The organism is Bacillus sp. AG4(2022), from assembly GCF_031844465.1.
GTDB classification, from domain to species: Bacteria; Bacillota; Bacilli; order Bacillales; family Cytobacillaceae; genus Bacillus_AB; species Bacillus_AB infantis.
Map to the genome: position 1 here is coordinate 569,702 of NZ_JAUZVH010000002.1, position 24,574 is coordinate 594,275.

Annotated in this window: 25 protein-coding genes and 2 riboswitches; of the genes, 20 read left to right on the forward strand and 5 right to left on the reverse strand. The window is 44.1% G+C overall.

The genetic code is table 11. The annotated features are described in order from the left end of the window. Positions 1 to 2: 2 nt before the first annotated feature. Positions 3 to 839 (reverse strand): EcsC family protein, encoded by an 837-nt coding sequence (locus Q9R36_RS08815; RefSeq protein WP_009795512.1) that lies wholly within the window; start codon positions 837 to 839, stop codon positions 3 to 5. Between the two features lie 164 nt (positions 840 to 1,003). Further along, positions 1,004 to 1,150, forward strand: a riboswitch (FMN riboswitch). Between the two features lie 139 nt (positions 1,151 to 1,289). On the opposite strand from Q9R36_RS08815, the gene ribD reads away from it, so the two are divergent. The 6 genes from ribD (at position 1,290) to Q9R36_RS08845 (ending at position 7,977) form a co-directional block, all read left to right on the forward strand. Further along, complete coding sequence (ribD, locus tag Q9R36_RS08820; protein ID WP_311224935.1) at positions 1,290 to 2,405, forward strand: bifunctional diaminohydroxyphosphoribosylaminopyrimidine deaminase/5-amino-6-(5-phosphoribosylamino)uracil reductase RibD; 1,116 nt, start codon at positions 1,290 to 1,292, stop codon at positions 2,403 to 2,405. Beyond that, the gene (gene ribE, locus Q9R36_RS08825; protein ID WP_009795514.1) at positions 2,386 to 3,036 is read left to right on the forward strand and encodes a riboflavin synthase; all 651 of its coding nucleotides are present in this window, start codon (positions 2,386 to 2,388) and stop codon (positions 3,034 to 3,036) included. The genes ribD and ribE overlap by 20 nt, the downstream gene beginning before the upstream one ends. A 97-nt stretch (positions 3,037 to 3,133) precedes the next feature. Beyond that, positions 3,134 to 4,327, forward strand: coding sequence for a bifunctional 3,4-dihydroxy-2-butanone-4-phosphate synthase/GTP cyclohydrolase II (locus tag Q9R36_RS08830; RefSeq protein ID WP_009795515.1), 1,194 nt, complete (start codon positions 3,134 to 3,136; stop codon positions 4,325 to 4,327). Positions 4,328 to 4,341: 14 nt separating this feature from the next. Further along, positions 4,342 to 4,812 (forward strand): 6,7-dimethyl-8-ribityllumazine synthase, encoded by a 471-nt coding sequence (gene ribH, locus Q9R36_RS08835; RefSeq protein ID WP_022544069.1) that lies wholly within the window; start codon positions 4,342 to 4,344, stop codon positions 4,810 to 4,812. Between the two features lie 114 nt (positions 4,813 to 4,926). Beyond that, the gene (locus Q9R36_RS08840; protein WP_094767240.1) at positions 4,927 to 6,222 is read left to right on the forward strand and encodes an NCS2 family permease; all 1,296 of its coding nucleotides are present in this window, start codon (positions 4,927 to 4,929) and stop codon (positions 6,220 to 6,222) included. A 510-nt stretch (positions 6,223 to 6,732) separates the two neighbouring features. Then, positions 6,733 to 7,977, forward strand: coding sequence for an EAL and HDOD domain-containing protein (locus Q9R36_RS08845; protein ID WP_009795518.1), 1,245 nt, complete (start codon positions 6,733 to 6,735; stop codon positions 7,975 to 7,977). Positions 7,978 to 8,020: 43 nt separating this feature from the next. Here Q9R36_RS08845 and Q9R36_RS08850 read toward each other — a convergent pair whose 3' ends face one another. After that, positions 8,021 to 8,290: an RNA-binding protein gene (locus Q9R36_RS08850; protein ID WP_009795519.1), complete on the reverse strand. Its 270-nt coding sequence runs from the start codon at positions 8,288 to 8,290 to the stop codon at positions 8,021 to 8,023. A 158-nt stretch (positions 8,291 to 8,448) separates the two neighbouring features. Here Q9R36_RS08850 and dapF point away from each other — a divergent pair, with 158 nt between their 5' ends. Then, on the forward strand, positions 8,449 to 9,432 hold the full coding sequence (gene dapF, locus Q9R36_RS08855) for a diaminopimelate epimerase (RefSeq protein WP_009795520.1): 984 nt from the start codon (positions 8,449 to 8,451) through the stop codon (positions 9,430 to 9,432). A 60-nt stretch (positions 9,433 to 9,492) separates the two neighbouring features. Here dapF and Q9R36_RS08860 read toward each other — a convergent pair whose 3' ends face one another. Further along, positions 9,493 to 11,331, reverse strand: coding sequence for a DNA ligase D (locus Q9R36_RS08860; protein ID WP_009795521.1), 1,839 nt, complete (start codon positions 11,329 to 11,331; stop codon positions 9,493 to 9,495). A gap of 169 nt (positions 11,332 to 11,500) precedes the next feature. Here Q9R36_RS08860 and ku point away from each other — a divergent pair, with 169 nt between their 5' ends. The 8 genes from ku (at position 11,501) to Q9R36_RS08900 (ending at position 18,999) form a co-directional block, all read left to right on the forward strand. Further along, the gene (gene ku / locus Q9R36_RS08865; RefSeq protein ID WP_094769957.1) at positions 11,501 to 12,346 is read left to right on the forward strand and encodes a non-homologous end joining protein Ku; all 846 of its coding nucleotides are present in this window, start codon (positions 11,501 to 11,503) and stop codon (positions 12,344 to 12,346) included. 113 nt (positions 12,347 to 12,459) lie between these two features. Then, complete coding sequence (locus tag Q9R36_RS08870; RefSeq protein WP_311224936.1) at positions 12,460 to 13,113, forward strand: phosphatase PAP2 family protein; 654 nt, start codon at positions 12,460 to 12,462, stop codon at positions 13,111 to 13,113. A gap of 168 nt (positions 13,114 to 13,281) precedes the next feature. Next, positions 13,282 to 14,229: a nucleoside hydrolase gene (locus Q9R36_RS08875; RefSeq protein WP_224951987.1), complete on the forward strand. Its 948-nt coding sequence runs from the start codon at positions 13,282 to 13,284 to the stop codon at positions 14,227 to 14,229. 657 nt (positions 14,230 to 14,886) lie between these two features. Beyond that, a riboswitch (ZMP/ZTP riboswitch) is annotated at positions 14,887 to 14,970 on the forward strand. A gap of 59 nt (positions 14,971 to 15,029) precedes the next feature. Further along, positions 15,030 to 15,881: a bifunctional 5,10-methylenetetrahydrofolate dehydrogenase/5,10-methenyltetrahydrofolate cyclohydrolase gene (locus Q9R36_RS08880; protein ID WP_094769962.1), complete on the forward strand. Its 852-nt coding sequence runs from the start codon at positions 15,030 to 15,032 to the stop codon at positions 15,879 to 15,881. A gap of 200 nt (positions 15,882 to 16,081) precedes the next feature. After that, positions 16,082 to 16,282: a cold-shock protein gene (locus Q9R36_RS08885; RefSeq protein ID WP_009795528.1), complete on the forward strand. Its 201-nt coding sequence runs from the start codon at positions 16,082 to 16,084 to the stop codon at positions 16,280 to 16,282. A gap of 338 nt (positions 16,283 to 16,620) precedes the next feature. Next, a complete protein-coding gene (gene cshA, locus Q9R36_RS08890; RefSeq protein ID WP_101549729.1) occupies positions 16,621 to 18,078 on the forward strand; it encodes a degradosome RNA helicase CshA in 1,458 nt (485 codons plus the stop codon). A 154-nt stretch (positions 18,079 to 18,232) separates the two neighbouring features. After that, complete coding sequence (locus Q9R36_RS08895) at positions 18,233 to 18,433, forward strand: cold-shock protein (protein WP_009795530.1); 201 nt, start codon at positions 18,233 to 18,235, stop codon at positions 18,431 to 18,433. 68 nt (positions 18,434 to 18,501) lie between these two features. Next, positions 18,502 to 18,999, forward strand: coding sequence for a metallophosphoesterase family protein (locus tag Q9R36_RS08900; RefSeq protein WP_009795531.1), 498 nt, complete (start codon positions 18,502 to 18,504; stop codon positions 18,997 to 18,999). Positions 19,000 to 19,030: 31 nt separating this feature from the next. On the opposite strand, the gene Q9R36_RS08905 is transcribed toward Q9R36_RS08900, so the two are convergent. Beyond that, entirely contained in the window at positions 19,031 to 19,855 is an 825-nt protein-coding gene (locus Q9R36_RS08905) for a GNAT family N-acetyltransferase (protein WP_009795532.1), read from the reverse strand. Between the two features lie 165 nt (positions 19,856 to 20,020). On the opposite strand from Q9R36_RS08905, the gene Q9R36_RS08910 reads away from it, so the two are divergent. After that, the gene (locus Q9R36_RS08910) at positions 20,021 to 20,428 is read left to right on the forward strand and encodes a hypothetical protein (RefSeq protein ID WP_009795533.1); all 408 of its coding nucleotides are present in this window, start codon (positions 20,021 to 20,023) and stop codon (positions 20,426 to 20,428) included. A gap of 56 nt (positions 20,429 to 20,484) precedes the next feature. Here the strand turns inward: Q9R36_RS08910 and Q9R36_RS08915 are convergent, their stop codons facing one another. Continuing rightward, the gene (locus tag Q9R36_RS08915) at positions 20,485 to 20,766 is read right to left on the reverse strand and encodes a DUF6509 family protein (RefSeq protein ID WP_009795534.1); all 282 of its coding nucleotides are present in this window, start codon (positions 20,764 to 20,766) and stop codon (positions 20,485 to 20,487) included. Positions 20,767 to 21,083: 317 nt separating this feature from the next. On the opposite strand from Q9R36_RS08915, the gene Q9R36_RS08920 reads away from it, so the two are divergent. The 4 genes from Q9R36_RS08920 to Q9R36_RS08935 all read left to right on the forward strand — a co-directional run bounded on the left by Q9R36_RS08920 (position 21,084) and on the right by Q9R36_RS08935 (position 24,273). Continuing rightward, a complete protein-coding gene (locus Q9R36_RS08920) occupies positions 21,084 to 21,293 on the forward strand; it encodes a cold-shock protein (RefSeq protein ID WP_009795535.1) in 210 nt (69 codons plus the stop codon). A 314-nt stretch (positions 21,294 to 21,607) separates the two neighbouring features. Further along, on the forward strand, positions 21,608 to 22,321 hold the full coding sequence (locus Q9R36_RS08925; protein WP_129611934.1) for a hypothetical protein: 714 nt from the start codon (positions 21,608 to 21,610) through the stop codon (positions 22,319 to 22,321). Positions 22,322 to 22,385: 64 nt separating this feature from the next. Continuing rightward, positions 22,386 to 23,540, forward strand: coding sequence for a two-component system sensor histidine kinase NtrB (locus tag Q9R36_RS08930; protein ID WP_009795538.1), 1,155 nt, complete (start codon positions 22,386 to 22,388; stop codon positions 23,538 to 23,540). Between the two features lie 76 nt (positions 23,541 to 23,616). Next, on the forward strand, positions 23,617 to 24,273 hold the full coding sequence (locus tag Q9R36_RS08935; protein ID WP_009795539.1) for a GDSL-type esterase/lipase family protein: 657 nt from the start codon (positions 23,617 to 23,619) through the stop codon (positions 24,271 to 24,273). Positions 24,274 to 24,574: the final 301 nt, after the last annotated feature.

The following is a 24,574-nucleotide window of genomic DNA, read 5'->3' on the forward strand; positions in this document are numbered from 1 at the left end:
GTTCATGGAAGCCTTTCTTCTGTATCTGTCGGCAAAATATCAGATGATGCTGCCTGCAGGCGTTCCTTGATCTTCCTCTTTCTGTAAAGCATCATGCCCGCTTCCCCGATATCCCCGACTGCTGAGCGGTTGATGAATGCACCGAAGACAAGCCCTGCAATCGGCACCATCTGAAAAAGCTTCTTCCAGCCAAACTGATCACGATAAGCAAAGACAACTTCACGCCATCCCTGGATCTCAGATGCGATTTCCCGCTGTACATCCTCTTCCGGCGAATCGATGTCGGAAAGCTGCCTGAGAATAGCCTGCTTGCCAACGATGTCAGCAGATACAAATTGCAGCGCCTTGACGATGAACAGTCGTTCTTTCTTGCTTTTCGGATCATAGCCATAGCAGATGGCAATATCCTGAAGGGTCTTCAGCTGCATCCCGAGAAGAACTGGAATATCAAGGCTTAAAGTAAACAATCCTCCAAACCCTGTCCCTGCCCCCTGAATGGCTGCAAGCTTCTTCCTGGAGCCTGTCAGCTTTTCTGCTGCTCCGTCCATCTCCTTGATTGAAAGTACAGCAGTATCTTCAAGAGTATTTACATTCCGCCCCGGATAATAAGATTTAATGGAATTAGAGGTGCTTAAATAGCTGCCGCCCGTCTGTATATAGCTGCCGAGCTCATCAAGCATAACACCCATCTTTTTTTGAATGATGGCCGGGGTCAGCTTGTCCAGCACCTTAAATGGGAGCCTGCCGATTTTTTCCCAAAACCATAGGCCGCTTTGATCAGCTTCCCATTCCTGGCATTTCTGCAGCTCAGACTGCAGCTCTTGTTTGGTCTCCTGCATTGTTGTAATATTCCTTTCTGATTGTAATAGTCATAATACGTTTGTCCCCATCCAAAGGTTTCAGGTGCAAAAGCACTATTTTAATTAATTTTAGCGGCTCATAAGTTCTCTGAATTGTCGTAAGAGATAATTCATGATAAGATGCCTTTAATATTATAAATATAATATTCCTTCGGGGTCGGGTGAAAGTCCCAACCGGCGGTGATGAGGCATGCCTCTTAGTCCGTGACCCGGCTTTACGCTTAGTGAAGACGGTGGATTTGGTGAAATTCCAAAGCCGACAGTTATAGTCTGGATGGGAGAAGGAATGGATGTATGAACCGCGTTTTTAACATTGTGTTTTGAACGCTTATTTCGTCATGTCTAATTTGGCCCCGTACTAATTCTGTACGGGGCCTGCTGTTTTTTCTGGAGAGAAAAAATTGAACGATAGGAAAAGAGGGTGTACATATGACAGATGAAGATTATATGGATCTGGCCCTGTCCCTGGCCAGGAAAACAATCGGGCAGACCAGTCCCAATCCATGTGTCGGCGCCGTTGTGGTAAAAGATGGGCAGATTGCAGGGATGGGGGCTCATTTAAAGGCTGGCACCCAGCATGCTGAAGTCCATGCCATCCGGATGGCGGATGGACTTGCCAGTGGAGCAGAGATCTACGTAACACTCGAACCATGCAGCCATCATGGAAAGACTCCTCCCTGTGCAGACCTGATCATCGAATCGGGGATCAAGAGGGTGGTCATTGCCTCAATAGATCCCAACCCGATTGTCGCCGGCCGCGGGATTGCCAAGCTTGAAGCAGCAGGGATAGAAGTGGAAGTTGGAATCAGGCGGGAAGAAGCGGAAGAAATAAATAGCGCATTCTTTCATTTCATGAGGACCAGCAGGCCATATGTAACGATAAAGGCCGCCGCATCATTCGACGGCAAAACAGCAGCGAACACTGGTGACAGCCAATGGATTACCTCTCCAGAATCCAGGGAAGATGTACACCGGTTAAGACATGAACATGACGCAATATTGACGGGCGTAAACACAGTCATCCATGACAACCCCCAGCTTACCGCCAGACTGCCCCGAGGCGGAAAAAACCCTATTAGAGTAATACTGGATTCCACATTAAGGATCCCCGGTGATGCAGCTATCCTGCATGATCAAAAAGCGCCGGTCATCATTTTTACCGGCAGCAATTATGACAACAGCAAGGCGGAGCAAATCAAAGCTCTGGGCACGGAGCTTGTACATTTTCCTGAGGAAGAGGTGCCAGCAGGCAAGGTGCTTGAGGAATTAGGAAAAAGGCAGATTCTTTCTGTCTTTGTTGAAGGCGGTTCTGAAATCCATGCTTCTTTCATTAAGGAAGGGCTATTTCAGCAGATCATTCTGTATGCAGCCCCCAAAATCATAGGGGGAAGAAAAGCTGTCCCATTCATCGGGGGAGAAGGGATCTCTTCAATGGATCAATCCACTCCTTTGGCATTTAAATCGGCCGAACGCATCGGTCCGGACCTGAAAATTATTGCGGTGCCGCAGCCGGAGGAGGGCCATCATGTTCACAGGATTAATTGAGGAAGTCGGCAGGGTTGAACAGATTGTCCACCAGGGGAAAACTTTAAAGCTCAGCATATCCGCCGGCAGGATACTTGAAGATGCGGGGATTGGCGACAGCATTGCCGTAAATGGCGTTTGCCTGACAATCACTGATTTTACCGAGAGAAAATTCAGCGCTGATGTTATGCCTGAAACATACCATTCTACCAGCCTTGCCGAATTGAAGCGCAATAGCCCTGTAAATCTTGAAAGAGCCATGAAAGCTGGCGGCCGATTTGGGGGGCATTTGGTATCAGGGCATATAGATGCCAGAGGCAGGATCATTAGAAAAAGGCATGAAGAAAATGCCATCTATTATGAAATCGAAGTGCCGGAGGAATGGTCCCATTTGCCAGTGGACAAAGGTTCCATAGCTGTAGATGGTGTTTCGCTGACCATTTTTGAAGCGGGAGCTTCTTCCCTGACAGTCTCGCTTATTCCCCATACCGCAGGTCATACGATCCTGGGAGGGAAGGAAGCAGGGGAAACTGTGAATCTTGAGTTTGATATGCTTGGGAAATATATTTACAGCTTTATGAATAAGGCTGCCGCCAAGCCGGAAAAGAAAACTGTTTCAGAGGCGCTTCTGAGGGAAAACGGCTTTTTGTGACAGCGTGATAACTAGCTTAAGCAATAAAAGAAGGCATGTCTTTCACCCAGGAATGAATGGGGAAAAATCTGACCTTAACCAAAGGAGAGCTGTAACCATGTTCAATACAATCGAAGACGCTATTGCAGAACTAAAGAAAGGCCGGCCTGTGATTGTAAGTGATGATGAAGACCGGGAAAACGAAGGCGATCTGGTTGCTCTTGCTGAGTTTGCCGGGCCGGAAACCATTAACTTCATGGCAAAGGAGGGGAGGGGTCTGATTTGCATGCCAGTAACAGAGGAGCTTGCAGTCAGGCTCGGCCTCCATCCCATGGTTGATGTTAATACAGACAGCCATGGTACAGCTTTCACAGTCAGTGTTGATTATAAGGAGACGAAGACAGGCATCAGCGCATTTGAAAGGGCACAGACCATCGAAAAACTTCTCGATGAAAGCTCGGTTCCTGAAGATTTTGCCCGTCCTGGACATGTATTTCCTTTGATTTCCAAAGAAGGCGGTGTCCTAAGGAGGGCAGGCCATACAGAGGCGGCAGTTGACCTGGCTCGTCTGGCCGGGGCAAAGCCAGCAGGAGTCATCTGTGAAATCATGAAGGACGATGGCTCCATGGCATTAGTGGATGACCTGAAAGAAATGGCCGAGAAATTCAATCTAAAGATGATTACTATCAAAGACCTGATAGAGTACCGTCTTGAACATGATTCTCTCGTTAAAAGAGAGGCGGAGATATCGCTTCCTACTGAGTATGGACAATTCAAAGCGGTTGGCTATACAAATAAACTGGATGGCAAAGAGCATATTGCCCTTGTAAAGGGAGAAATTTCAGAAGAGGAGCCTGTGCTTCTGAGGGTGCATTCAGAATGCCTGACCGGAGATGTGTTTGGTTCGAACCGCTGTGACTGCGGCCCTCAGCTTGAAGCAGCCCTCAAGCAAATAGAAGAAGCCGGGTCAGGTATTCTCCTGTATATGCGCCAGGAGGGAAGGGGCATTGGCCTTATCAATAAAATGAAGGCTTACAAGCTGCAGGAGGAAGGCTATGACACAGTGGAGGCCAACCACATGCTCGGATTCAAGGATGATCTCCGTGATTACGGGATAGGTGCACAGATACTCCGGGACCTGGGCGTAAGGAAGATGCGCCTCCTGACGAATAACCCCAGAAAAATCGCCGGCCTTGAAGGGTATGGGCTGGAAGTATCAGAAAGGGTACAGCTTCAGCTTCCGTCTAAAAAAGATAATGAAAACTATATGAAAACCAAAAAAACAAAATTAGGTCATATGCTGACTTTTTAATGGAGGAAAATACGATGAAAAAAGTGATTGAAGGAAATCTGGTAGGTACTGGGCTTAAAATAGCTATTGTTGTTTCAAGGTTCAATGAATTTATAACCGGGAAGCTTCTGTCTGGAGCAGAGGATAGCTTGAAAAGGCACGGTGTTGCAGAGGAAGATGTAACGGTCGTGTGGGTGCCGGGAGCCTTTGAAATCCCTCTTGCGGCTAAGAAAATGGCCGATTCCGGAAAGTATGACAGCGTCATAACGCTAGGGACTGTCATCAGGGGAGCTACACCGCATTTCGACTATGTAAGCAGCGAAGTATCAAAAGGAGTGGCTTCAATCAGCATGTCAAGCGGAATCCCTGTCATCTTCGGTGTCCTGACTGTCGATACGATTGAACAGGCGATTGAACGTGCCGGAACGAAAGCTGGAAACAAAGGCTGGGAGGCTGCCGCAGGAGCGATAGAAATGGGGAATCTCTACAGGGAAATGGCCAATTAAGGAGTCTCCTATTGGCAGAGAACTCAATGTCTGCTAAAATATATCCTTGTGGCTCACCTGTTTATCAGGGAGAGCGGGTAGGGAGAGGGCTATACAACAGAATAGGTAATACTAATGAAAATGCTAAATCAATTATTCCAGCTTGATGCCAATGAAACAAGCTTCAAGAAGGAAGTGATGGCGGGTGCTATCGGCTTTTTTACCATTGTGTATATCATAGCCGTCAATTCGCTCATCCTTTCGGAAGCCGGAATACCTTTGGAAGCTGCCATCATGGCAACCATCATCACGTCAGTTGTCGGCTGCTTCCTGATGGGATTCTGGGCGAATGTACCGATCCTTCTTGTGCCTGGAATGGGAATCAATGCCCTGTTTTCTTACACACTCGTGCAGTCTATGGGGCTTTCATGGCAGGAAGCGCTGGCGGTTGTATTTGTTTCCGGACTGGTATTTGCATTCGTTGCTTTTTCGCGTTTTGCAGGAAGCCTGAGTGCAGCCATTCCGCAGTCGCTTAAGGAAGCTATCACTGTAGGCCTTGGATTATTCCTGATGCTGATTGGGCTTGAAAAGGGCGGCATTGTGGAAAAAGGCACCAACTCGCTCATTGCTTTAGGCAATCTGGGAGATCCGCAGGTGCTGGCGACGATCATTACATTCCTGCTGGCAATAGTTCTGTTTATGCGGAATGTCCCGGGAAATTTTCTGATCACTGTTGCTGCGGGGACGCTCATTGCCTTGCTGTTCGGAAATATTGATGTATCGCAGGCAAAAGAATCTTCTTTTTCTTTTGGCGATTATCTGGATGTTTTCGGGGCAATGTCCTTTGAAAGCTTCTTTTCCATAACGTTCTGGGTGGCAGTATTCTCGCTGACCATGGTCCTGGTGTTTGAAAATATCGGCCTGGTTCACGGCCATGTTTCGTTCATCGGCAAGCCGGAACGTTTCAAGCGGGCTTTTCAGGCAAATTCCGTATCTGCACTGCTTTCCGGCCTTTTCGGAACAAGTCCGACGGTTTCGACCGTCGAAAGTGCAGCCAGCATGGCTGCAGGAGGCAGGACTGGGCTTACGACAGTGGCTACAGGGCTTCTGTTCATGCTTTCAGCTTTCTTCATTCCGGTAATCAAGCTGATTCCTAACAGTGCGATTGCCCCTATCCTCATCATCATCGGCGGATTGATGCTCCAAAATATCCGCAATCTTGATATGAAGGATATGAGTGAAAGCTTTCCTGCGTTCTTCATCATAGCGATGATTCCTTTTACCTACAGCATCGCAGACGGAATAGCCGTCGGGTTCATCCTGTATCCGATCCTCAAGATCGCGATCGGAAGGGCGAAGGAAGTCTCCGTCGCACTGTATGTAATCGCAGGACTATTCCTGGCAAACTTCGTTTTTCATGTCATCAGCTGATTTCTAAAAAAAGCGCCATTATCATTGGCGTTCACTATGTAAAAAAAAGGGTACGGAATTAACACATTCCGTACCCTTTTTTTGCCTATATTGAGATATTTAGAGTAAGAATGACAATCTGGCAATTTAAAAGAAGATCATAATCTCACTGCTTAAAGATTTTTGTTTTGCCTGCCATCTTGTTACAGGTATAAATAAAACTTTGAAAACCCTGTTGTTTGCAGTGGAAGGCACGTAGACTCCTGCGGGATTTTAGCGGCAGAGCTGAGACCCCGCTGCGCGAAGCGTGAGGAGGCTCAGCGCCGCCCCGCGGAAAGCGAAGTGCCTGGAACGGAAAACAACAGCCCGATTAAAAGGTAAAACATTTTCTAGTTTTAATATTTGGCATCTAATAGGGTGTCTTTTTTAACGAATAAATATACCATTCTACAAACTTCGACAGACATACTGGCAAAAATTGTTTTAAAATAAAGACAACCTAACATTTGGAATAACAGCGGAGGTTATAGAATGGAAGTCTTTGTTGCGAGGCAGCCGATTTTTAACACTAAGGAAGAAGTATTCGCTTATGAATTGCTGTACAGAAGCAGCCAGGTGAACGAATTCCCCCTTATTAACGGCGACCAGGCGACCGCCGACGTCATTATAAATAGTTTCTTGAATATAGGAATCGACAGGCTGTCCGAAGGCAAACCCTGTTTTATTAATTTTACAGAAAATCTGCTCAAACTCCGGCTCCCGACCTATTTCAGGCCAAGGGAAATTGTTGTGGAAATACTGGAAACGGTAGAGCCCAGCAGCCATCTGATTGATATCTGCCGGGAACTGAAAAGCCTGGGGTATCAGATTGCGCTTGATGATTACGCCTTCAAGGAAAACAATCCTTTTTCAAAGCAGCTGCTAGAGTATGCAGATATTATTAAAGTGGATTTTCTCGCTTCTTCAGCCGGCATGAGGGAGAGGATTGAGCGGGAAGCCAAAAAGCTCAAGCTTAAAATGGTTGCGGAAAAAGTCGAAACAAGAGCTGAGTTTGAGGATGCGAGAAGAAGGGGCTATGATTATTTTCAAGGCTACTTCTTTGAAAAGCCTGAAATTGTATCAACTTATGATGTTCCGACCTATTTTCATTCTTATTATGAAATGATTCATAATCTCTCAACTGCTGATCCAAGCATAGATTTGATATCAAATCTGATTGAAAGAGATTTATCGCTTTCTTATAAGCTGCTTAGGCTGATCAACTCACCGGCTTTCAGGCCAAAGCACAAGATAAACAGTATCAGGCAGGCAACGGTTCTGCTGGGGCTGAATGAAATCCAAAAGTGGATATATGTGCTTGCTGTCAGGGAGTCTACCTTGGAAAAGAAGGCAGTCCAGAAGGAAACAATCAGGATTTGCCTAATAAGGGCGAAGATGGCTGAATCTGTTGCCGTTCTAAGGAAAAAGGGGGCTTTGAATGCGCAGTATTTTTTGACAGGAATGTTTTCAATGATGGACAGCATCTTGGGGGCATCAATGGAGGATATATTGACTGATCTGCCGCTGCAGGATGAAATAGGGGATGCGCTGAGGGGCATCGAAAACCCTCTGAAAGATGTGCTGGATCTTGCGGTTGCTGTTGAGAAGGCTGACTGGGAGCTGATCAGTGAAAAAAGCAGGTGCCTTGATATAGAAGAGAATGCTCTTTTTCGGATATATGCCGATTCTATAGCATGGACCAATAGTCTGCTTTCAGAGGAATCTCTTTACATATAATTGCAGCATACTTCAAAAGCGCCGGTTTGCGGCGCTTTCTTCGTTAGAGCCACCGTCTTTGCGGTTTAACATATCTCTTTGCTTCTGCGGCCAAAAGCTGCCTTAAAGATTTCTGGGATACAGCAGCCATGATGTCCGCAGGGTTGGGAAATGTACCATGATCATTGAAGCGTACCCGGATAGAGCCTTTGTATATTTCCTGTTCACCGTAAAGGATCCTCGTATCAACAAAAGCTGTTTTTTCTGTTATCCCATTTGCTGATTCGAGCTCTTCAACCCTGCTGATGAAAAATTTGAACTTATAATCCTGCATCGCTTTGACTCACCTCCGGCCTTCACATAGGGTTAATACCCGCCATATTGTATTCTAACTCATAATGTCCATAAGAGGATTATTGAACTTCAGAGGAATTTATGGCAATCTATTATTATGATGATTTAGCAGGTTAAAGGGAAAGCGGGGGTTTTGAAATGGAAATAGAAATTCTAAAATGCCATGGGTCGGGCAACGACTTTTTGCTGATAGATGAAATATCTAAGGATTATGGGTTTACGGAAGAGCAGCGGCGGGAGCTTGCCATTGCTCTTTGCCGACGGGATTCTGAACTGGGGGCAGACGGGATTCTTTTTACAATGAAGAGTGATAAAGCCGATGCCCGGATGAGGGTTTTCAATGCCGACGGCTCAGAAGCTTCAATGTGCGGCAATGGTCTGCGCTGTGTCGCCCGCTATGTATGTGAATTATTTGGTTTAAAGGAAGCCATCATTGAAACAATGAAAGCGGATTTGAAGGTGGAAAAACGGCCGGATATCTTCCCGGAGATTCCAACCTATCTTGTTGAAATATCACCAGTCTCCTTCCAGATTCGTGATTTGCCGCTAATCCTGAATCAGGAGACATTGAAGAATGAAAAAATAAACTCGCTGTCAGATTCACTTCATTTCACAGCTTTGGCTGTGCCTAATCCGCATCTGATTGCGGTTTGCAGTAAAGATGATATCCAATCAGATCTTCAGAAAAATATCAGTGAACATGTCAATGGCCCGAATGAGCTGTTCCCTGATGGAGTAAATGTAAGCTTCATCAAGCCTCTTAAAGAGGAAAGCATTTACGTGAGGACTTTTGAGCGCGGAGTGGGCTTCACGAATGCCTGCGGAACTGCAATGTCAGCTTCGACCCTGGTATCCTGCCTTCAAGGGATGAATAAGCTTGAAAGGCCGGTGGATGTGTATAATAATGGCGGGAAGGTCCAGTGTATCGCACATGAATCAAATGGCGGTTATACAATCGACCTGATCGGGAACGCCACGTATATGTACCGTGTAAATGCCTATATGGATTCTGCTCAGCCTAAGGCTTTTACATTGGGTGAAAAGGAATATTTTGAGTCAGAAGAAGAACAGTATAGGAAGCTGCAGGAACATGCCAGTGAAATAATAAAAGAATATCTATGATAAGAGAAAAGAATGCTGCGGCCGCAGCATTCTTTTTTTGAAGAAATATACTGCAGGCCTTCAGGTCTTTTTTTCTGCATTCAAAAATTCAAGCACCGGTGAAAAAGCCTGCAGATCTTTTGCGGCAAAATAGCCTTGCAGCGGGTCTCCCAGTTTGTTGACCCGTTTTACCACATTATCTACCCGGAACTCTTCCATCCTGAGCCGGTCATTGACTTCTTCCCAAAACAGCGGTGCCGCGATACCGGCATACTGGTTGCCTCTGGCTGAATATGGTGCCACGATCGTCTTTCCCTCTGCATGCTGAATATAATCAACATAAAGTCTGCCGCCCCGGTTTTTCTTCATTCTTTCAGTTGTGAAAAGGTCCGGTTCTTTGGATATCAGATAGTCAGCAATGAAAGAAGTGAACAGGCGTGTATCATCATATGTGTAGGCATTGTCAGGAAGCGGGATATAAACCTGAATCCCTTTATTCCCGGATGTTTTTACAAATGATGTGAGGTTAAGATGATCGAGCACTTCTTTTATCATAATGGCGGCCTTAATCGCAAGGGTGAACGCGTCCCGGGACGGCGGATCCAGATCGAAGACGATTTCGGACGGTCCTTTGCTTTTGATGGTCTGAAATGGTATATGAAATTCAAAGGCAAGCTGATTGCCGAGCCAGAGAAATGTCTTAAGGTTATTGCAGACAATATAATTAATTCCATCTGACATTTTTGTTTCAACAAACTCAGGTGTATAGTCCGGTGCGTTTTTTTGGTAAAATGGTTCCCCGAAAATACCGTGCGGATACCTGATGACGGTAAGAAGTCGATCTTTTAAAAATGGAAGCATATATGGGGAAATTTCCCGCAGATAATGGATGAAGTCTATCTTCTTAAGGGCGGGTGTTTCCCAGATGGGCTTGTCAGGATGTGTGATGTCTACATCATCAGGCAGATTCTTCTGCTGTTCGGCAAACTGGCTGTAGGTGCACTGTTCAGGCTTCAGGTCAAAGCGGAATTGGTGGAAATGGGGCTCGCGCATCTGTCCGTCATATATCTCCAGGTACTTTAGTTCTGTACAAATGCCTGGATTTACATAAACAAATCTGTCATCTTCTTCCCTTTTGTTGTTTTTGATTGTGTCCATAAGGGCCTTTTTTTCATCAGGCTTTAGCCCGAATATAAATTGGCCGATCGGGTGGATCCTTCCGCCATCATACACGCCTGCATAGAAATAACCATTGGATTTTTCATAGGCTGTGATAAAACACGAAACATATTTCCAGTTTTTATACTTTTGCCACAGAGTTGAGCGTTTGCCTTCCTCCCATTTGCTTTTCTCCTGTTTCGCCACAATTCCTTCGCCATCATGAAGGATTACTTGTTCCCACAGATTTTTGAAATCATCATTTCCAGGTATCATTTGGAGAAGCTTTGTGCTTTTTTCGTCAGGTTCAAGCGGGAGCTTTGCTGAAGTGAAGAAATTCTCCAATGCTGCCTTTCTCTCCCTGTAGCCCAGTGCTGATAAGCTCTTCCCTTTAAGCTTTAATGCATCAAAAATCAATAAGCGGCATGGGGATTGCCTGGCTTTTTCCAGAATCCTCATTTCTGAACGCATTCTCCCCCTTACTTGGATAGAACCAAAATGGGCTTTATGTTTATTTTCTAAATAAACAAGCTCTCCATCCAATTGAAGAGGCAGGAAAGGATGAAACAGCTGAAGGTTATCTTCAAGGAACGATCTGATTTCGGGAAAAAGTTCAAGCAGCGGTTTGCCATTTCTGCTTGTCAGAGAAAGCCCCTTTTCATTCCACTCAAGGATGGCCCGGAATCCATCGTATTTTACTTCATAAAACCATCCTTTGGCATCCGGCGCATCAAAGGTAAGGCTCGGAAGCATCGGTTTCATTGTGACACTCCTTTCCTCGGCAGGATTCGAAATTCACGGCCATTTAAACGGCTCATCCTCCATTATTCCATTCTGGGGGGAATCCTACTCCAATGGCAGAAGTTATCTTGCATTTCACAGGATGAATCATCGCACATTAAAGGTAAAGACTATAGAATGGAGAATCAGGATGCATACAATCTGGAAAGGCAGCATCAGCTTCGGGCTTGTAAATATACCGATTAAGCTTCATGCAGCAATTGAGGACAAGGACATTAAGCTGAGGACTCTACACAAGGAGTGTCATTCTCCAATTAAATATGAAAAAATCTGCCCGGTCTGTGAAACAGAAGTCAAGCCAGAAGATATTGTGAAGGCTTATGAATATACAAAGGGAAAATTTGTTGTACTAGAAGACGAGGATTTAAAGAAATTGAAGCAGGCTAACGAAGATAAAGCAGTTGAAATCATCGATTTTGTTAAAATGGCTGAAATCGATCCCATCTATTATGACCGCAGCTATTATATGTCTCCAGGGGATGGGGGAGGAAAGGCTTATTCACTCTTAAGAAAAGCACTGGAAGATTCGGAAAAAGTTGGGCTCGCCAAAATCATCATCCGGTCAAAAGAGCAGCTGGCCGTTGTCAGGGTATTTGAAAATACTCTGATTATGGAAACGATACACTTTCCAGATGAAGTGAGGAAAGCCGGCGATGTCCCGAATGTTCCTTCTGAGGATAAAGTGACAAATAAAGAACTGGAAACTGCCATCATGCTCATCGACCAGCTGACAACGGCATTTGAGCCTGATAAGTATACAGATGAATACAGGTCTGCCCTTCTGGATCTGATCGAAGCAAAGCGGACAGGCAAAGAAGTTGTCACTCCTGCAGAAAAAGAAACAAAATCAAATGTAACAGATCTGATGGCCGCATTGCAGGCTTCAATCGACAATACGAAGCCCGAAAAGCCAAAAAAGCCGGCCGCGCGCAAGAAAAGGGCTGCTGCACGGCCGAAGGAAAAGAAAGAAGCATAAGAAAAACCGCCTCCGTGCGGTTTTTCTTATTGATTTGCTGGATTTATGTTCACAAGCTGTCTGAATAGGCAATATAGAAGGTATTGGACAAAAACAAGAGAAGGAAGTCATATATGAAAAAACTGACAGGAATCAAACTTTTGTATATTCTTTCTGCTGCAGCTCTTCTTGGGGTTTTTACATTTCTTTTTGCCGAAATCGCAGATGAGCTGAAAGAAAACGAACTGGAGGCTTTTGATCATACAATCATTAATTTTGTACAATCTTTTATCAATGACCAGCTGACTGCATTGATGTTTTCGGTTACATTCCTGGGCTCTGTTAAGTGGCTTGTATTTCTGGCCGTAGCAGGCGGAGTTATTCTCATGATTTATAAAAAGCGGGCATTAGGTGTATTTCTGCTGGCAGGTTCAGGCGGCGGTGCGCTGTTCAATTGGCTTCTTAAGTGGATTTTTAAAAGAGAACGCCCTGATATTCTCCCGCTTCTGACTGAATCAGGATTCAGCTTCCCGAGCGGCCATTCCATGGGTTCTTTTATATTTTACGGTGCTTCCGCCTATATACTGGTCCATTTGTTTTTTAAAATGAGCTTAAAGGTCTTGGCTGTCCTCGCAAATGTCATGATAATCCTATTGATCGGCTTAAGCAGAATTTATCTTGGGGTGCATTATCCTAGTGATGTAATAGGCGGCTTCCTGGCCGGCGGAGCCTGGCTGGCAGCCTGTATCATTATTTTCAGGTTGTACGAATATCGGAGGAATCTGTAAAAAGGTTCTGCTGCAATAATGTAAATGCGGTTTGGGACAATGGAATGGGGGCCAATAAAAAGAGCAATAAAGCTTTTATATGGGCTTTTTTGCTTGCCTTCAACTTCATGATGTTTAAAGAGAGTTTTCCCTGCATAAAGTATGAGCAATAGGGAAAGGGAGGGAATCATGATGATCAATATACTTCTGTTTGTAGATTCTGGAATCGATGACTCACTTGCTTTGATGTACGCTGTTCAAAATCCGGAATTGAATATAGTCGGGGTAGTAAGCGGGTATGGAAATATCACCAAGGAAGAATCCCTCAGAAATACAGCCTATCTCCTTAAACTGGGCGGCCGTGAGGATATTCCGATCATTGCCGGTGTTTCTGGGCCTCTCTCAGGCAAGCCTGCCACATTTTATCCGGAGATACATGGAGAAGAGGGACTCGGACCCATTCAGCCTCCTGAAGATTTTACCGGGCTGAAGGTTTATGATATTAATAAGATCATTGACATTATAGATCAGTACAAAAATGATATTGTCCTTGTCGGTTTAGGCAGGCAGACAGACTTAGCTCTCCCGCTTATTATTTATGGAGAGGATGCCTATAAAGATGTTAATGCAATCTATATGATGGGCGGTGCTTTTCTGGTTCCCGGCAATGTGTCAGCTGAAGCGGAGGCTAATTTTTATTCTGACCCCCTTGCTGCTGACATCGTTCTTGAAAAAGGGAGGAATGTTTACCTTTTTCCGCTCAATGTCACCAACAAAGCTGTTGTAACGCCTGAAATGATTGATTACATTTCCGCCAATACTGAGTCGGCTTATAAAGATCTTATAAAGCCGGCCTTTGAGTACTATTTTCAGGCTTATAAAGAAAACGTGCCCGGCATAGGAGGCGCACCCATTCATGATGCTGTCCCGCTGATTATACTGACAAATCCGGACTTAGCGAAATTCATTAAACGGAGAGTCAGGGTTGAGCAGTTTGGCGGAGCGCAAGGTAAAACGAATGCCGATTTCAGGCCTAAGCCTGAGGATCAGCCTGAGGATACTTTGGACTATATTGCAATGGAGATTGATACAGCTAAGCTTCTTGAAACGTTTATGTTGAACTTCACAGCCGTTTAACATGACCAGTCAGGTGACGGAGAGGAATTCGGCTGCTGATTTCCAATTAGTTGACAGCTTTTACTTTTATGATATACTAGTAAAGCACGTATTTGAGGATATCTGCGGGCAGAATGGAGCGGAACGCCATTTTGCAGATCATGCTCTTTAGATTTTTACTGCTAAGCAACAATAGGTTTATACCTTTAAGAATTAATTTGTGGACAGCTTGATGATCAGGTGCGGCTGCTGTACAGCAGAATGCCCCCTGAATGGTATGATTTCTTCTTAATGCACATCTTCTATAAACCCGAAACATTTCTTCGCATGGATTGCTTCAATTCAATAATGCGGTCTTTAAATGACTGAATCTTAAAGAGCTGCTATCTTATCCCGATTGTTTACCTGATTCCCGCTGGCGCGGTCTCGGAGCCGCAAGGATGGAAGAGAGGCAGGGCTTTCATTGTTTTAGGTTGAAATTAAATTTAATATACTTTATATATAGCCTCAAATATGACAAAAAGGACAGCTTGCTTGCATGCTGTCCTTTTTCAATTCTGTGCCTAACAGTATATTCTATATTCATACTGCCTATATTACTATAAATACGAACATTTGCATATGAATCTATTCATAACATCTGTGTTTTGTGATATGATTGACTAGGAATAACATTTATAAAGGCGCAGTGACTGACGACGATAGTGGAAGAAACCACAGTGGAGCTGCGTGCATATATAGCCGGTCGTCTGGGCAGCCAGCAGTCTGCTTTAACCTTTTTGGTAAAGCGGCCTGAATCTTATACCTGGAGGTTGTTTGCTATGAATGAAAAATTGATTCTTGATGGTAAGCGGGTGGCAGCTGATATTAAAGAAGGACTGATGCCAAGGGTGGAAAACCTTACGCAAAAAGGGATCACTCCCTGCCTTGCCACCATCCTGGTCGGAGATGACCCATCTTCCGAGACCTATGTCCGAATGAAAGGAAATGCCTGTGCCCGGCTTGGCATCCGGTCTGAACGAATTCATATGCCGAAAGAAACCACAACAGAAGAACTGGTAAAAACGATTGAGGAACTGAACGAAAATAAAGAAGTTCATGGCATCCTGCTTCAGCATCCTGTTCCAGGACATATAGATGAGCGGAAGGCATTTGAAACCATCAGCATAGATAAGGATGTTGACGGCGTGACAAGCCACGGCTACGGGCAGACTGCCCTGGGATTTGGTACATATCCATCATGCACTCCTGCTGCAATTATGGCAATCATCGATTATTATCATCTTCCTGTAGAAGGAAAGCATGCTGTAGTGGTAGGGAGAAGTCCGATACTCGGAAAACCTGTTTCCGCTTTGCTTTTAAACAGGAATGCGACAGTAACAACATGCCATTCCTATACCGAAAATCTCTCCCGGTATGTAGGCCAGGCTGACCTGGTCATTGCAGCAGTCGGAAAGCCGGAATTTATAAAAGGAGAATGGATCAAGCCTGGGGCTGTTATTCTGGATGCAGGGTATAATAAGGGGAATGTCGGAGATGCAGAATATGACAACTGCCTCGAAAAGGCATCAGCCATAACACCTGTACCAGGGGGAGTAGGCCCGGTCACGATTTCAATGCTGCTGAAGCATACGGTTGAAGCAGCAGAAAAGACGCTTGGGAATAACGCCTGAAGAAGAAAAGGTTGACTTGTTCTTTTTAATGAAGTAATATTAACTTAACACTTTAAGATTCGTTTTATATTTGGATAAGTAGTCGTAGCTGCGCAGGTTGTAGTCGATTTTATCTTCTTCAACACGTGCAGGCTGCGGTTTTTTTGTTTTTATATTATACCGCAAACTTATAGTGAAACACTTTTTGGAGGTTTTTATACATGAACACAGGTAAAGTAAAATGGTTTAATGCAGAAAAAGGCTTTGGATTTATCGAAACATCTGAAGGCCAGGACGTTTTCGTTCACTTTTCAGCTATCCAATCTGAAGGCTTCAAGTCTTTAGAAGAAGGCGAAGCAGTAACTTTTGAAATCGTTGAAGGCAACCGTGGACCACAAGCTTCTAACGTAGTTAAAGGCTAATAGCATGAATGATGAGGTGATGCATGGCAAAGCATGCATCGCCTTTTTGTGTATTGAATCGGACGGCAACTTATGAAAAGAAGAAGCAGGCTCCTGAATAACGCTTTTCTTTCCTTCATTTACTCCATTTCGTATCCTTCCACCATTCCCCTAGAGAACCGCCCGTGAGGCGGACTTTGATTGTGCTGTAAATATAATCACTTGGGCGGGGTTTAAACTTATTTGAATCGGAAATGTAAAAAAGAGATAGAAAGTGGTTAGCCTAGAAATATACCTGCTGTACCCTATATACATTTTGATAAGAAACAATTGGTTAGAAATTAAGGAGGATTTAAACTTTGACAACTTTTTCGGATTTTAATTTAAGCAAAGAGCTTGAAAAAGCAGTTTCCAATATGGGCTTTGAAGAGCCGACCCCTATCCAGGCGCAGGCGATCCCGATCGGACTGAGCGGAAAGGATATGATTGGCCAGGCGCAGACCGGGACAGGGAAAACCACAGCTTTTGGCATTCCGCTTCTTGAAAAGATAGACATAAATGAAGGGATTCAAGGCCTTGTGCTGGCGCCCACCCGCGAGCTTGCCGTGCAGGTGGCTGAAGAACTGAACCGGATTGGACAGGTGAAAGGCGTCAGGACTCTGCCGATCTACGGTGGACAGGACATTTCCAGACAGATCCGCGCCTTGAAGAAGGATCGTGGACCGCATATCATTGCAGCTACTCCGGGAAGGCTGATTGATCATATCGAAAGAAAGACAATCCGCCTGAATAAGATTAAATTGGCCGTGCTTGACGAAGCTGATGAAATGCTGAATATGGGCTTTATCGAAGATATTGAGCGCATCCTCAGCGAAGTTCCTGAACAGCGCCAGACCCTGCTGTTTTCAGCAACAATGCCAAGGCGCATTCAATCTTTGGCTGAGAGATTCATGACAGAGCCGGAAATGGTTCAGATTAAAGCTAAAGAACTTACTGTGAAAAATATTGAACAGCATTATATGGAAGTGCATGAAAAGCAGAAGTTTGATGTGCTCTGCAGCCTGCTCGACATCCAGTCCCCGGAACTTGCTATCGTGTTCGGCCGCACCAAAAAGCGTGTGGACGAAGTGGTGGAAGGGCTTATTAAACGCGGCTATTCTGCTGAAGGCATCCATGGCGATGTTCCGCAGAATAAGCGTGATCAGGTTATCCGCCGCTTTAAAGAACAGACAATCGATATTATGGTAGCGACAGATGTAGCTGCAAGGGGACTTGATATCAGCGGAGTTTCCCATGTTTACAACTTTGATATCCCGCAGGATCCTGAAAGCTATGTACACCGCATCGGGCGGACTGGCCGCGCCGGGAAAAAGGGGCTTGCTGTAACATTTGTTTCCCCTCGTGAAATCGATCATCTAAAGCTCATTGAGCGGGTAACAAAAACAAAAATGGCGAAGATGCCGATTCCTACCTTCAGGGATGTTATCGCAGGCAGCCAGCAGGCAACCATCAATAAAATGATGAAGGTCATCGAAAACGAAGAATTCAACGAATATAAAAGATCGGCAGAAAACCTTCTTGAGGAAACAGATTCAGTCACCCTGCTTGCTGCTGCACTCAAGCTGCTGACAAAAGAGCCGGATATAACACCTGTTAAGCTTACTGCTGTGGAGCCGATCCGCTCAAGAAAGCCGAAGCCGAAGTTTGACCGCGACAGAAGCCGCCGCACCGACAGAAGCAGGAGCGGTGGAGGCGGACGAGACCGCAGAAGAGGCAGAAGCGGAAAATCAGGTTTTACTCCTAATTCAAAGGGGTAATAAATAATTAAGGAAGTTTATGGGTTTTATAAGAGGATGAATATCTTTCCTGAAAAAATTTAAAAAAATGATTATAAAATCTGTAAAACTTACCCATATTAATACAGCGGGGCATCGCCCCAAAGATTTTGTTGAAATTTAGGAGGAAATGTAAATGGCTACAGGTAAAGTAAAATGGTTCAATGCAGAAAAAGGTTTCGGATTCATCGAAGTTGAAGGTGGAGAAGACGTATTCGTCCATTTCTCTGCAATTCAGTCTGAAGGCTTCAAAAGCCTTGATGAAGGTCAAGAAGTTGAATTTGACATTGAAGAAGGCCAGCGTGGACCGCAGGCTGTTAATGTGACGAAACTATAATATTCACTTCATATGATGAAGAGTCTCCTAGCGGGGCTCTTCTTTGCTTTATAAAGGAGGAATGAGGTTTGCTTATTACTGCCATTTCAGATACCCATATGCCAAAAAAAGGAAGGAATCTGCCCGAGCTTCTCGTTGAATATCTGGAAATTTCTGATATCATCGTTCATGCCGGTGACTGGCAGGACTTGTCTGTTTATAAAGAACTCTCATCCTTTGGGAGGCTCGAAGGGGTATTTGGCAATACGGATAGCGGCGAGCTTAAGGAAATGCTGAAGGATAAGCTCATCCTGAATTTAAATGGGTTTAAATTAGGTATCGTGCACGGGCATGGAAAAGGGAAGACAACGGAAAAAAGGGCGCTGGCTTCTTTTGCAGACGACAAGGTGGACTGTCTGATCTACGGCCATTCCCATATACCCGTCCTGAAAAAGGAAAACGGGACGCTCATTATAAACCCGGGTTCCCCTGTTGATAAAAGGAGGCAGCCGCGTTTTTCTTTTGCGGTAATAAGGGTGGAAGAAGAGCTCTCAGCAGAGATTGTTTATTTTGATAAAGAATCTTAAGAGGGAAAAGCAGGCGCATCTGTGCGTCCTGCTAATTGAGTTTCAGCTGATAATAATCCTGGGATTCAAGCGGGACGAATCCGCAAGACGTATAAAGATTTAGGGCATTATTGTTTTCTGCAGCCACTTCCAGGAAAATATCCCTCCCTCGATTCCTTTCCTGCCTGATGATCCTGCTTAGAACACTTCTTCCAATCCCCCGCCTCTGAAACTCAGGAAGGATGGCAAATCCATAAATCCAGCTCTCATTGCCGTCTGTCTGTATCCTCACCTTGCCCGCGGGGACTCCCCTGTATTCAATTATGAATAAAGTCTGTGCCTGTTCGGCTGCCGTTTGCCCGTAAAACAGAGTGGCATCTTCTTCGGAAAGGCTGAAACAAACAATATCCAGCTGGATGCAAAGACCGGCATCTCCGGCAGAGGCTGATCTTATTTCTACCCCTTCTTTTTCAGAAAGAGTATCTGAATGAAAGTACTTCATCTGGTGCTCAGTGAAAGAGTATCTGCAAGGAAGCGATTGGAAAAGCTGTTTGGCAGCATAGGATTCAGCTGGCGCATTTAAAAGGACTTCCGAAGCGCTTGCCAATTGTTTTTCAGCCTGTTTTAAGAGGGCTGTAAAGAGTCCCTTCTTCCTATACTCAGGATGAACCATCCCGCATACCTCCACTTTAGCTCCAAAAGGATACAAAGCCAAAAATCCAGTTAATCTTCCGTCCTGATAAGTGAAGAAGTCTGTTTTTGTTTCATTATTTCTGGATTTCAGCATATCCCAATTCAGTTTTAACCTGAAATCTTCATGATTTTCACAAATATCCTGAAGCTCCTTGATTTCTTTCAGCTGTCTTACTGTAAGCATCGCTGTTCCTCCCCAATCTCGTATATATCTATATTAGCTTGATGAATGGAGAAGGGGAATACAAAATTGCAAACCATCAGAATTATGCAATAAGCGGCATTTAATTGTGTAGTTAAGCTGGAATGGTTATTATAAGTAGAGTAATGATTCAGGAGGTGTTGGATAGTGAAAAGTTTTACAGTAGAATTTCACAAAGAAGATCAAGTAGAAGCAATGAAGGTTAGTAAGCTCAATGAAGAGGATTTCAATATTGCCACTGAAGGCGGGACCAGGCATCTTTTTGAGCTTGATACTAACGTCGGCTTCTTTATTTACTTTGATGCCATCAGCAATGATGGGACCGAGTCGTATTTAGTTCTGCATTATGAAGAAGAGAATGAAGAGCCAAGTGCCTGTTATTCATTTGAATTGAAGGATTTCTACCAATTCGCCGCACTTCAGTTGAACGATCTTGAATTCAGTGAAGAAGCAGGGGAAGAAGGGGAAGACGAAGAGGAAGTGTACGGGCCTATCCATCATCTTGCACATCTTATGTATCATATCATTGAAGAAGGCCAAAAAATCGAGGAATAGAAAAAAGAGCAGCGCGCTGCTCTTTTTTTCTTTAATGATTCCTGCCAGGACAGCTGTTATGCAGGAAGATTCATCCGGCAGTAGCTTTCCACCATTTTTTCCTCTTCTTCATCCAGTGCAAAATCGAGAGCCTTTTCGTCTGAAAAAAAGAAGTGATAATTGAGGATCTTTGAGCCTTTCTCATCTTTGTAAAAAAGTACACGCAGACTCAGCCCATCCTCGGAGTAAAGTTCGTCATCCTCCGGAACTTCTATGTCTAACAGGAACTCATACCTCTGTCCTTCCAGTATCCCTGTAGGATCAATGATTTCTTCAATCAAATGACCTGTAATTTCCATCTATATCATCCTCTCTGGATAGTTTCAGTTTATCGACACTCGTATTATACACTTTTATGAAAGCATGCGTAATCTTTTGTTCTTATCCTTCTTCAAATCCAGGAATTCCATCCTTCAAGGGGTACAGATTTATGCTGACAAACTTTGATTTGATACATTGACAAAAACAGGGAAATGCTGTATACTTATAAAGTATTTATTTAAGGGAATAACATCTAATTTCAGATTCACTTGTTATAAAGGATCCAGTCCATTTATTTTATAACGGGTGGATTTTTATTTTTCGGGGGCTTCGGCTCTTTGAGGAGGTGCCTTTTATGGCAATGGGATTCGGGAGAAAAAATACCGAAGAAGTAAAAACGGAAGAAGTGAAAGTCTGGGAATGTATTTCTGACAGCTGTAATGGATGGCTGCGTGATAATTTTAAAAGCAGTGATCAGCCGGCTTGCCCGCTTTGCAACAGTGAGATGAAGGAATCGACTAAGCTGCTTCAAGTTGTTGTTAATAATAGCATCTACTCAAAATAAGGAAACCAAATGGCGTCGCCATTTGGTTTTTTTTATGTTTTTGGCTTTGTAAGTGTAAAAAGTTGATATTGGCGTTTTTTGTGAGCAGTTATGTTTCATTTGTCTGTACTTGAAAGCGGGAGAATGAAACAGGAGGCTGCGGGCATACTAAAGGAAAAACCTTTAGTTATGATGGAAGTGAAGAAACTGTGAACGGCATGCACCTTTTTATAGCATTAGTATTTTTCAGCATCATATTGATAATTATTTCCTTCAGGAAAGAAATCAGGGTATCATTGCCGCTCTATTTCTTTGTAATGGGGTTGTCTTTTATATTGGAATACATAGTATTTATTCTGGGAAAAGCATACACATACAGACCGACTGTATTTGAAGAAAAATGGTTTGATGAGGTATTTGGGGCAAGCATTTCACAGGCACTTTTCATTCCCGCAGTACTTACAGCGGTCTCCATTTACCGGATCGGCTATCTGTGGAGGCTTGCAGTGATAGCGGGTATTTTTTTGGTAGAGAGCTTTTTCTTGAAAGAGGGCGTATATGAACAGCATTGGTGGAGGTCGTGGTACACGAGCGCAATACTTTTTGCTGCTATGTTTGTTACAGACATATGGAGGGATTCATTAAGGAAACCTTCGCCTTTTGTAAGGTTTGTGACGATATATATGGCAATTACCACAATCATTCAGGCAGCTGTTTTTTATACGGTGATCTTCTTTCGGATTCATACCTACAACGCCGGTTTTTTTGAGTCGCATGACCGTGATCAGCTGGCTTTCAGCACGCTTATTTGGCTGATATACAGCCTGATTTTAGCTGTCATAGTCATCTATGAATTCAGGAAGACGGTATTTGCAGGATTATTTGCGGGAGCCTGGCTTTTTGAAAAACTTTTAATCCAGGCGGGTGTTCTGACTATTTCCCATTTGTGGAGTTCAGTATATTCAGCTGCGCTTATTACATTATTCTGCTTTCTGATCGGCAAGCTGGCCGTATATTTCTTTCCTGATATTAAAGGTGAATCTGTATAATGTCCTTTCAGGCGAATTGCATTATAATAAAAGAAATAATGCACTCTTTAAGGAGTAAGTTTTAATGGATGAAGTTCAACGGCTTAAACAGGAAAATGCTGAATTAAGGAAAGAAATATTGCAGCTGAAAAACAGGGCAGAAGAAAATCAGGCTTACTGGCCCGGCTTGGATAAAGGGGATGATGGCGTATCTTTTGAACAACTGGAGAGCTTCCTGAATCCTATACTTGATCTGGTTCCTCATCATATTGTTTTTATAGATGGGAATGGACTTATAACTTTGTGCAATCTCCAGGCTGCAAGGGACCTTCATGCTGACAGAAGGGTCATAGTGGGCCGCCATATCAGGGAGCTGCTGAGGATACCTGATGACCAGATTAATCTGCTAGAATCCCTCAGGACGAAGAAGCCGATCGTTAATAGGGAAGTGCTTGACAAAAATTACGGAATCAATAACACAAGGATCATACTAGACGAAAACGGAAACGTGAAAAGGGTTTTGGGAGCTTTTCAGTTCCTCAATGGAGTAAAGGAAGCAGAAAAGCAGGCTCTGGCCGGGAGGATTGCAGCAGGCATAGCCCATGAAATCAGAAACCCGCTTACCACGGTAAGGGGCTACCTCCAGCTTCTTCAAAGCAAAACGGATCAAGAGGTGTCTGAGCTTTTTTCTTCCTTGCTGATCCCGGAAATTGACAGGGCCAATAAAATCATCACAGATTTTCTCCGGATTGCTAAACCGGGGGAAACGACCAGCGAACTGCTGAATGCAAAGGAGTTTATCCTGGGCTATACCGGAAAATTCCTAAATAGTGAAGCGCTGCTGTATAATGCCGAAATTGAATATCAACTTACAGAAATTGCAGATAATACGTTCTTTAGAGGTGATCGTGACGAATTGCTGCAGGTGTTCATTAACCTTTTCAGAAATGCGTTCCAGGCTAAAGGAAGCGAACCGCTTAAAATAATCATTGCTGCCAAAAGAGTTGACTCCTTTCTCAGAATTGAATTCCGGGATAATGGAAGAGGAATTCCTTCTTCTATTCTGCCCCATATCTTTGACCCATTCTTTACTACGAAGGATGAAGGAACAGGGCTTGGGCTCTCAGTTTCCAAAAAGGTTATTGAGAATCACGGCGGCATGATGAATGTAAAGAGTGATGGGCAGGGAACACAGTTTATCATTGACATTCCTGCCGAAGACCGCTTTTGCTGTGAATAATTTTTATCGTACAATCAACAGAAATGCCCCTGAATGAATATGAATAATTAAATTCGTAATCACGAGGGGGATTAGATTGGATGTCAAAAAAAGTCCGCTGAACTATACAGCAGTTGGCGATTCGATTACTGCCGGTGTGGGTGCTTCGTTCTTTTCTCCTGGGTTTGTGCCGCGATTTGCAAGACTCGCCGAGGAATCCCTTGGCCGCAGAGTCGTCCACAAAATTTTTGCCAGGCCCGGAGCGCTTTCGGGTGAAATCCTGGAAGCTGTCAGGTCTCCTTTAGTATCCAGTGCTTTAGCTGAATCAGAACTTATTACGATCACAGCAGGAGGCAACGATCTTATTCAGGGCTTAAGGTCATATCAGCTGACGAAAAATGAAAAGGATATTTCTTCGCGCCTGAATATATCTGCAGAAAAGCTAAGCGGCATCGTTGATCATATTACTGAAATAAAATCAGACTCTGCCGGGCCTTATATGGTTTATCTTCTAAACCTTTACAGTCCCGTTCCCAAAGAAGAAACAGCGGACCGATGGATCAGAAAGTTCAATAAGCAGATGCAGCAGCTGTGCGACCGCCATCACTTTCGAACGGTAAATATATATCAGGCATTTAAAGGGAATGAGAATGATCTAGTGGCGATGGACAGAGTGCATCCCAATGACAGCGGCTATAATCGCATCGCTGAAAAAATAAAAAATACCGGATATGGACTGCTGATCTGCCAATAGACAGGTACCGTCTCAAGCAAGAGAGGGCACCTGTCTTGTTTTGGCAAAACCAATAATTCCCACCTGGTTTCCTGTTGACCATCTTCTCAAGTGCTGTTATTATAAATGAACAGCAATCGACATTAACTGCTGGCATAATTTCTGCTTATTAATCTATGAATTCATCATAAATCGTTTCTACGAAATTATGTTGACAAGAGATTGATTGGGTGGTATTATGATATAGTTGCTCTAAAAGAGCGCTATTGAAAGATTGTTCTTTGAAAACTGAACGAACAAAAACGTCAACGTTAATCTTAAT

What these genes read in the sequence shown, in the direction of transcription:
- Q9R36_RS08815 (WP_009795512.1), bottom strand. Translation starts at nt 839, where the DNA reads ATGCAGGAGACCAAACAAGAGCTGCAGTCTGAGCTGCAGAAATGCCAG.
- ribD (WP_311224935.1), top strand. Translation starts at nt 1,290, where the DNA reads ATGACAGATGAAGATTATATGGATCTGGCCCTGTCCCTGGCCAGGAAA.
- ribE (WP_009795514.1), top strand. Translation starts at nt 2,386, where the DNA reads ATGTTCACAGGATTAATTGAGGAAGTCGGCAGGGTTGAACAGATTGTC.
- Q9R36_RS08830 (WP_009795515.1), top strand. Translation starts at nt 3,134, where the DNA reads ATGTTCAATACAATCGAAGACGCTATTGCAGAACTAAAGAAAGGCCGG.
- ribH (WP_022544069.1), top strand. Translation starts at nt 4,342, where the DNA reads ATGAAAAAAGTGATTGAAGGAAATCTGGTAGGTACTGGGCTTAAAATA.
- Q9R36_RS08840 (WP_094767240.1), top strand. Translation starts at nt 4,927, where the DNA reads ATGAAAATGCTAAATCAATTATTCCAGCTTGATGCCAATGAAACAAGC.
- Q9R36_RS08845 (WP_009795518.1), top strand. Translation starts at nt 6,733, where the DNA reads ATGGAAGTCTTTGTTGCGAGGCAGCCGATTTTTAACACTAAGGAAGAA.
- Q9R36_RS08850 (WP_009795519.1), bottom strand. Translation starts at nt 8,290, where the DNA reads ATGCAGGATTATAAGTTCAAATTTTTCATCAGCAGGGTTGAAGAGCTC.
- dapF (WP_009795520.1), top strand. Translation starts at nt 8,449, where the DNA reads ATGGAAATAGAAATTCTAAAATGCCATGGGTCGGGCAACGACTTTTTG.
- Q9R36_RS08860 (WP_009795521.1), bottom strand. Translation starts at nt 11,331, where the DNA reads ATGAAACCGATGCTTCCGAGCCTTACCTTTGATGCGCCGGATGCCAAA.
- ku (WP_094769957.1), top strand. Translation starts at nt 11,501, where the DNA reads ATGCATACAATCTGGAAAGGCAGCATCAGCTTCGGGCTTGTAAATATA.
- Q9R36_RS08870 (WP_311224936.1), top strand. Translation starts at nt 12,460, where the DNA reads ATGAAAAAACTGACAGGAATCAAACTTTTGTATATTCTTTCTGCTGCA.
- Q9R36_RS08875 (WP_224951987.1), top strand. Translation starts at nt 13,282, where the DNA reads ATGATGATCAATATACTTCTGTTTGTAGATTCTGGAATCGATGACTCA.
- Q9R36_RS08880 (WP_094769962.1), top strand. Translation starts at nt 15,030, where the DNA reads ATGAATGAAAAATTGATTCTTGATGGTAAGCGGGTGGCAGCTGATATT.
- Q9R36_RS08885 (WP_009795528.1), top strand. Translation starts at nt 16,082, where the DNA reads ATGAACACAGGTAAAGTAAAATGGTTTAATGCAGAAAAAGGCTTTGGA.
- Q9R36_RS08895 (WP_009795530.1), top strand. Translation starts at nt 18,233, where the DNA reads ATGGCTACAGGTAAAGTAAAATGGTTCAATGCAGAAAAAGGTTTCGGA.
- Q9R36_RS08905 (WP_009795532.1), bottom strand. Translation starts at nt 19,855, where the DNA reads ATGCTTACAGTAAGACAGCTGAAAGAAATCAAGGAGCTTCAGGATATT.
- Q9R36_RS08915 (WP_009795534.1), bottom strand. Translation starts at nt 20,766, where the DNA reads ATGGAAATTACAGGTCATTTGATTGAAGAAATCATTGATCCTACAGGG.
- Q9R36_RS08920 (WP_009795535.1), top strand. Translation starts at nt 21,084, where the DNA reads ATGGCAATGGGATTCGGGAGAAAAAATACCGAAGAAGTAAAAACGGAA.
- Q9R36_RS08930 (WP_009795538.1), top strand. Translation starts at nt 22,386, where the DNA reads ATGGATGAAGTTCAACGGCTTAAACAGGAAAATGCTGAATTAAGGAAA.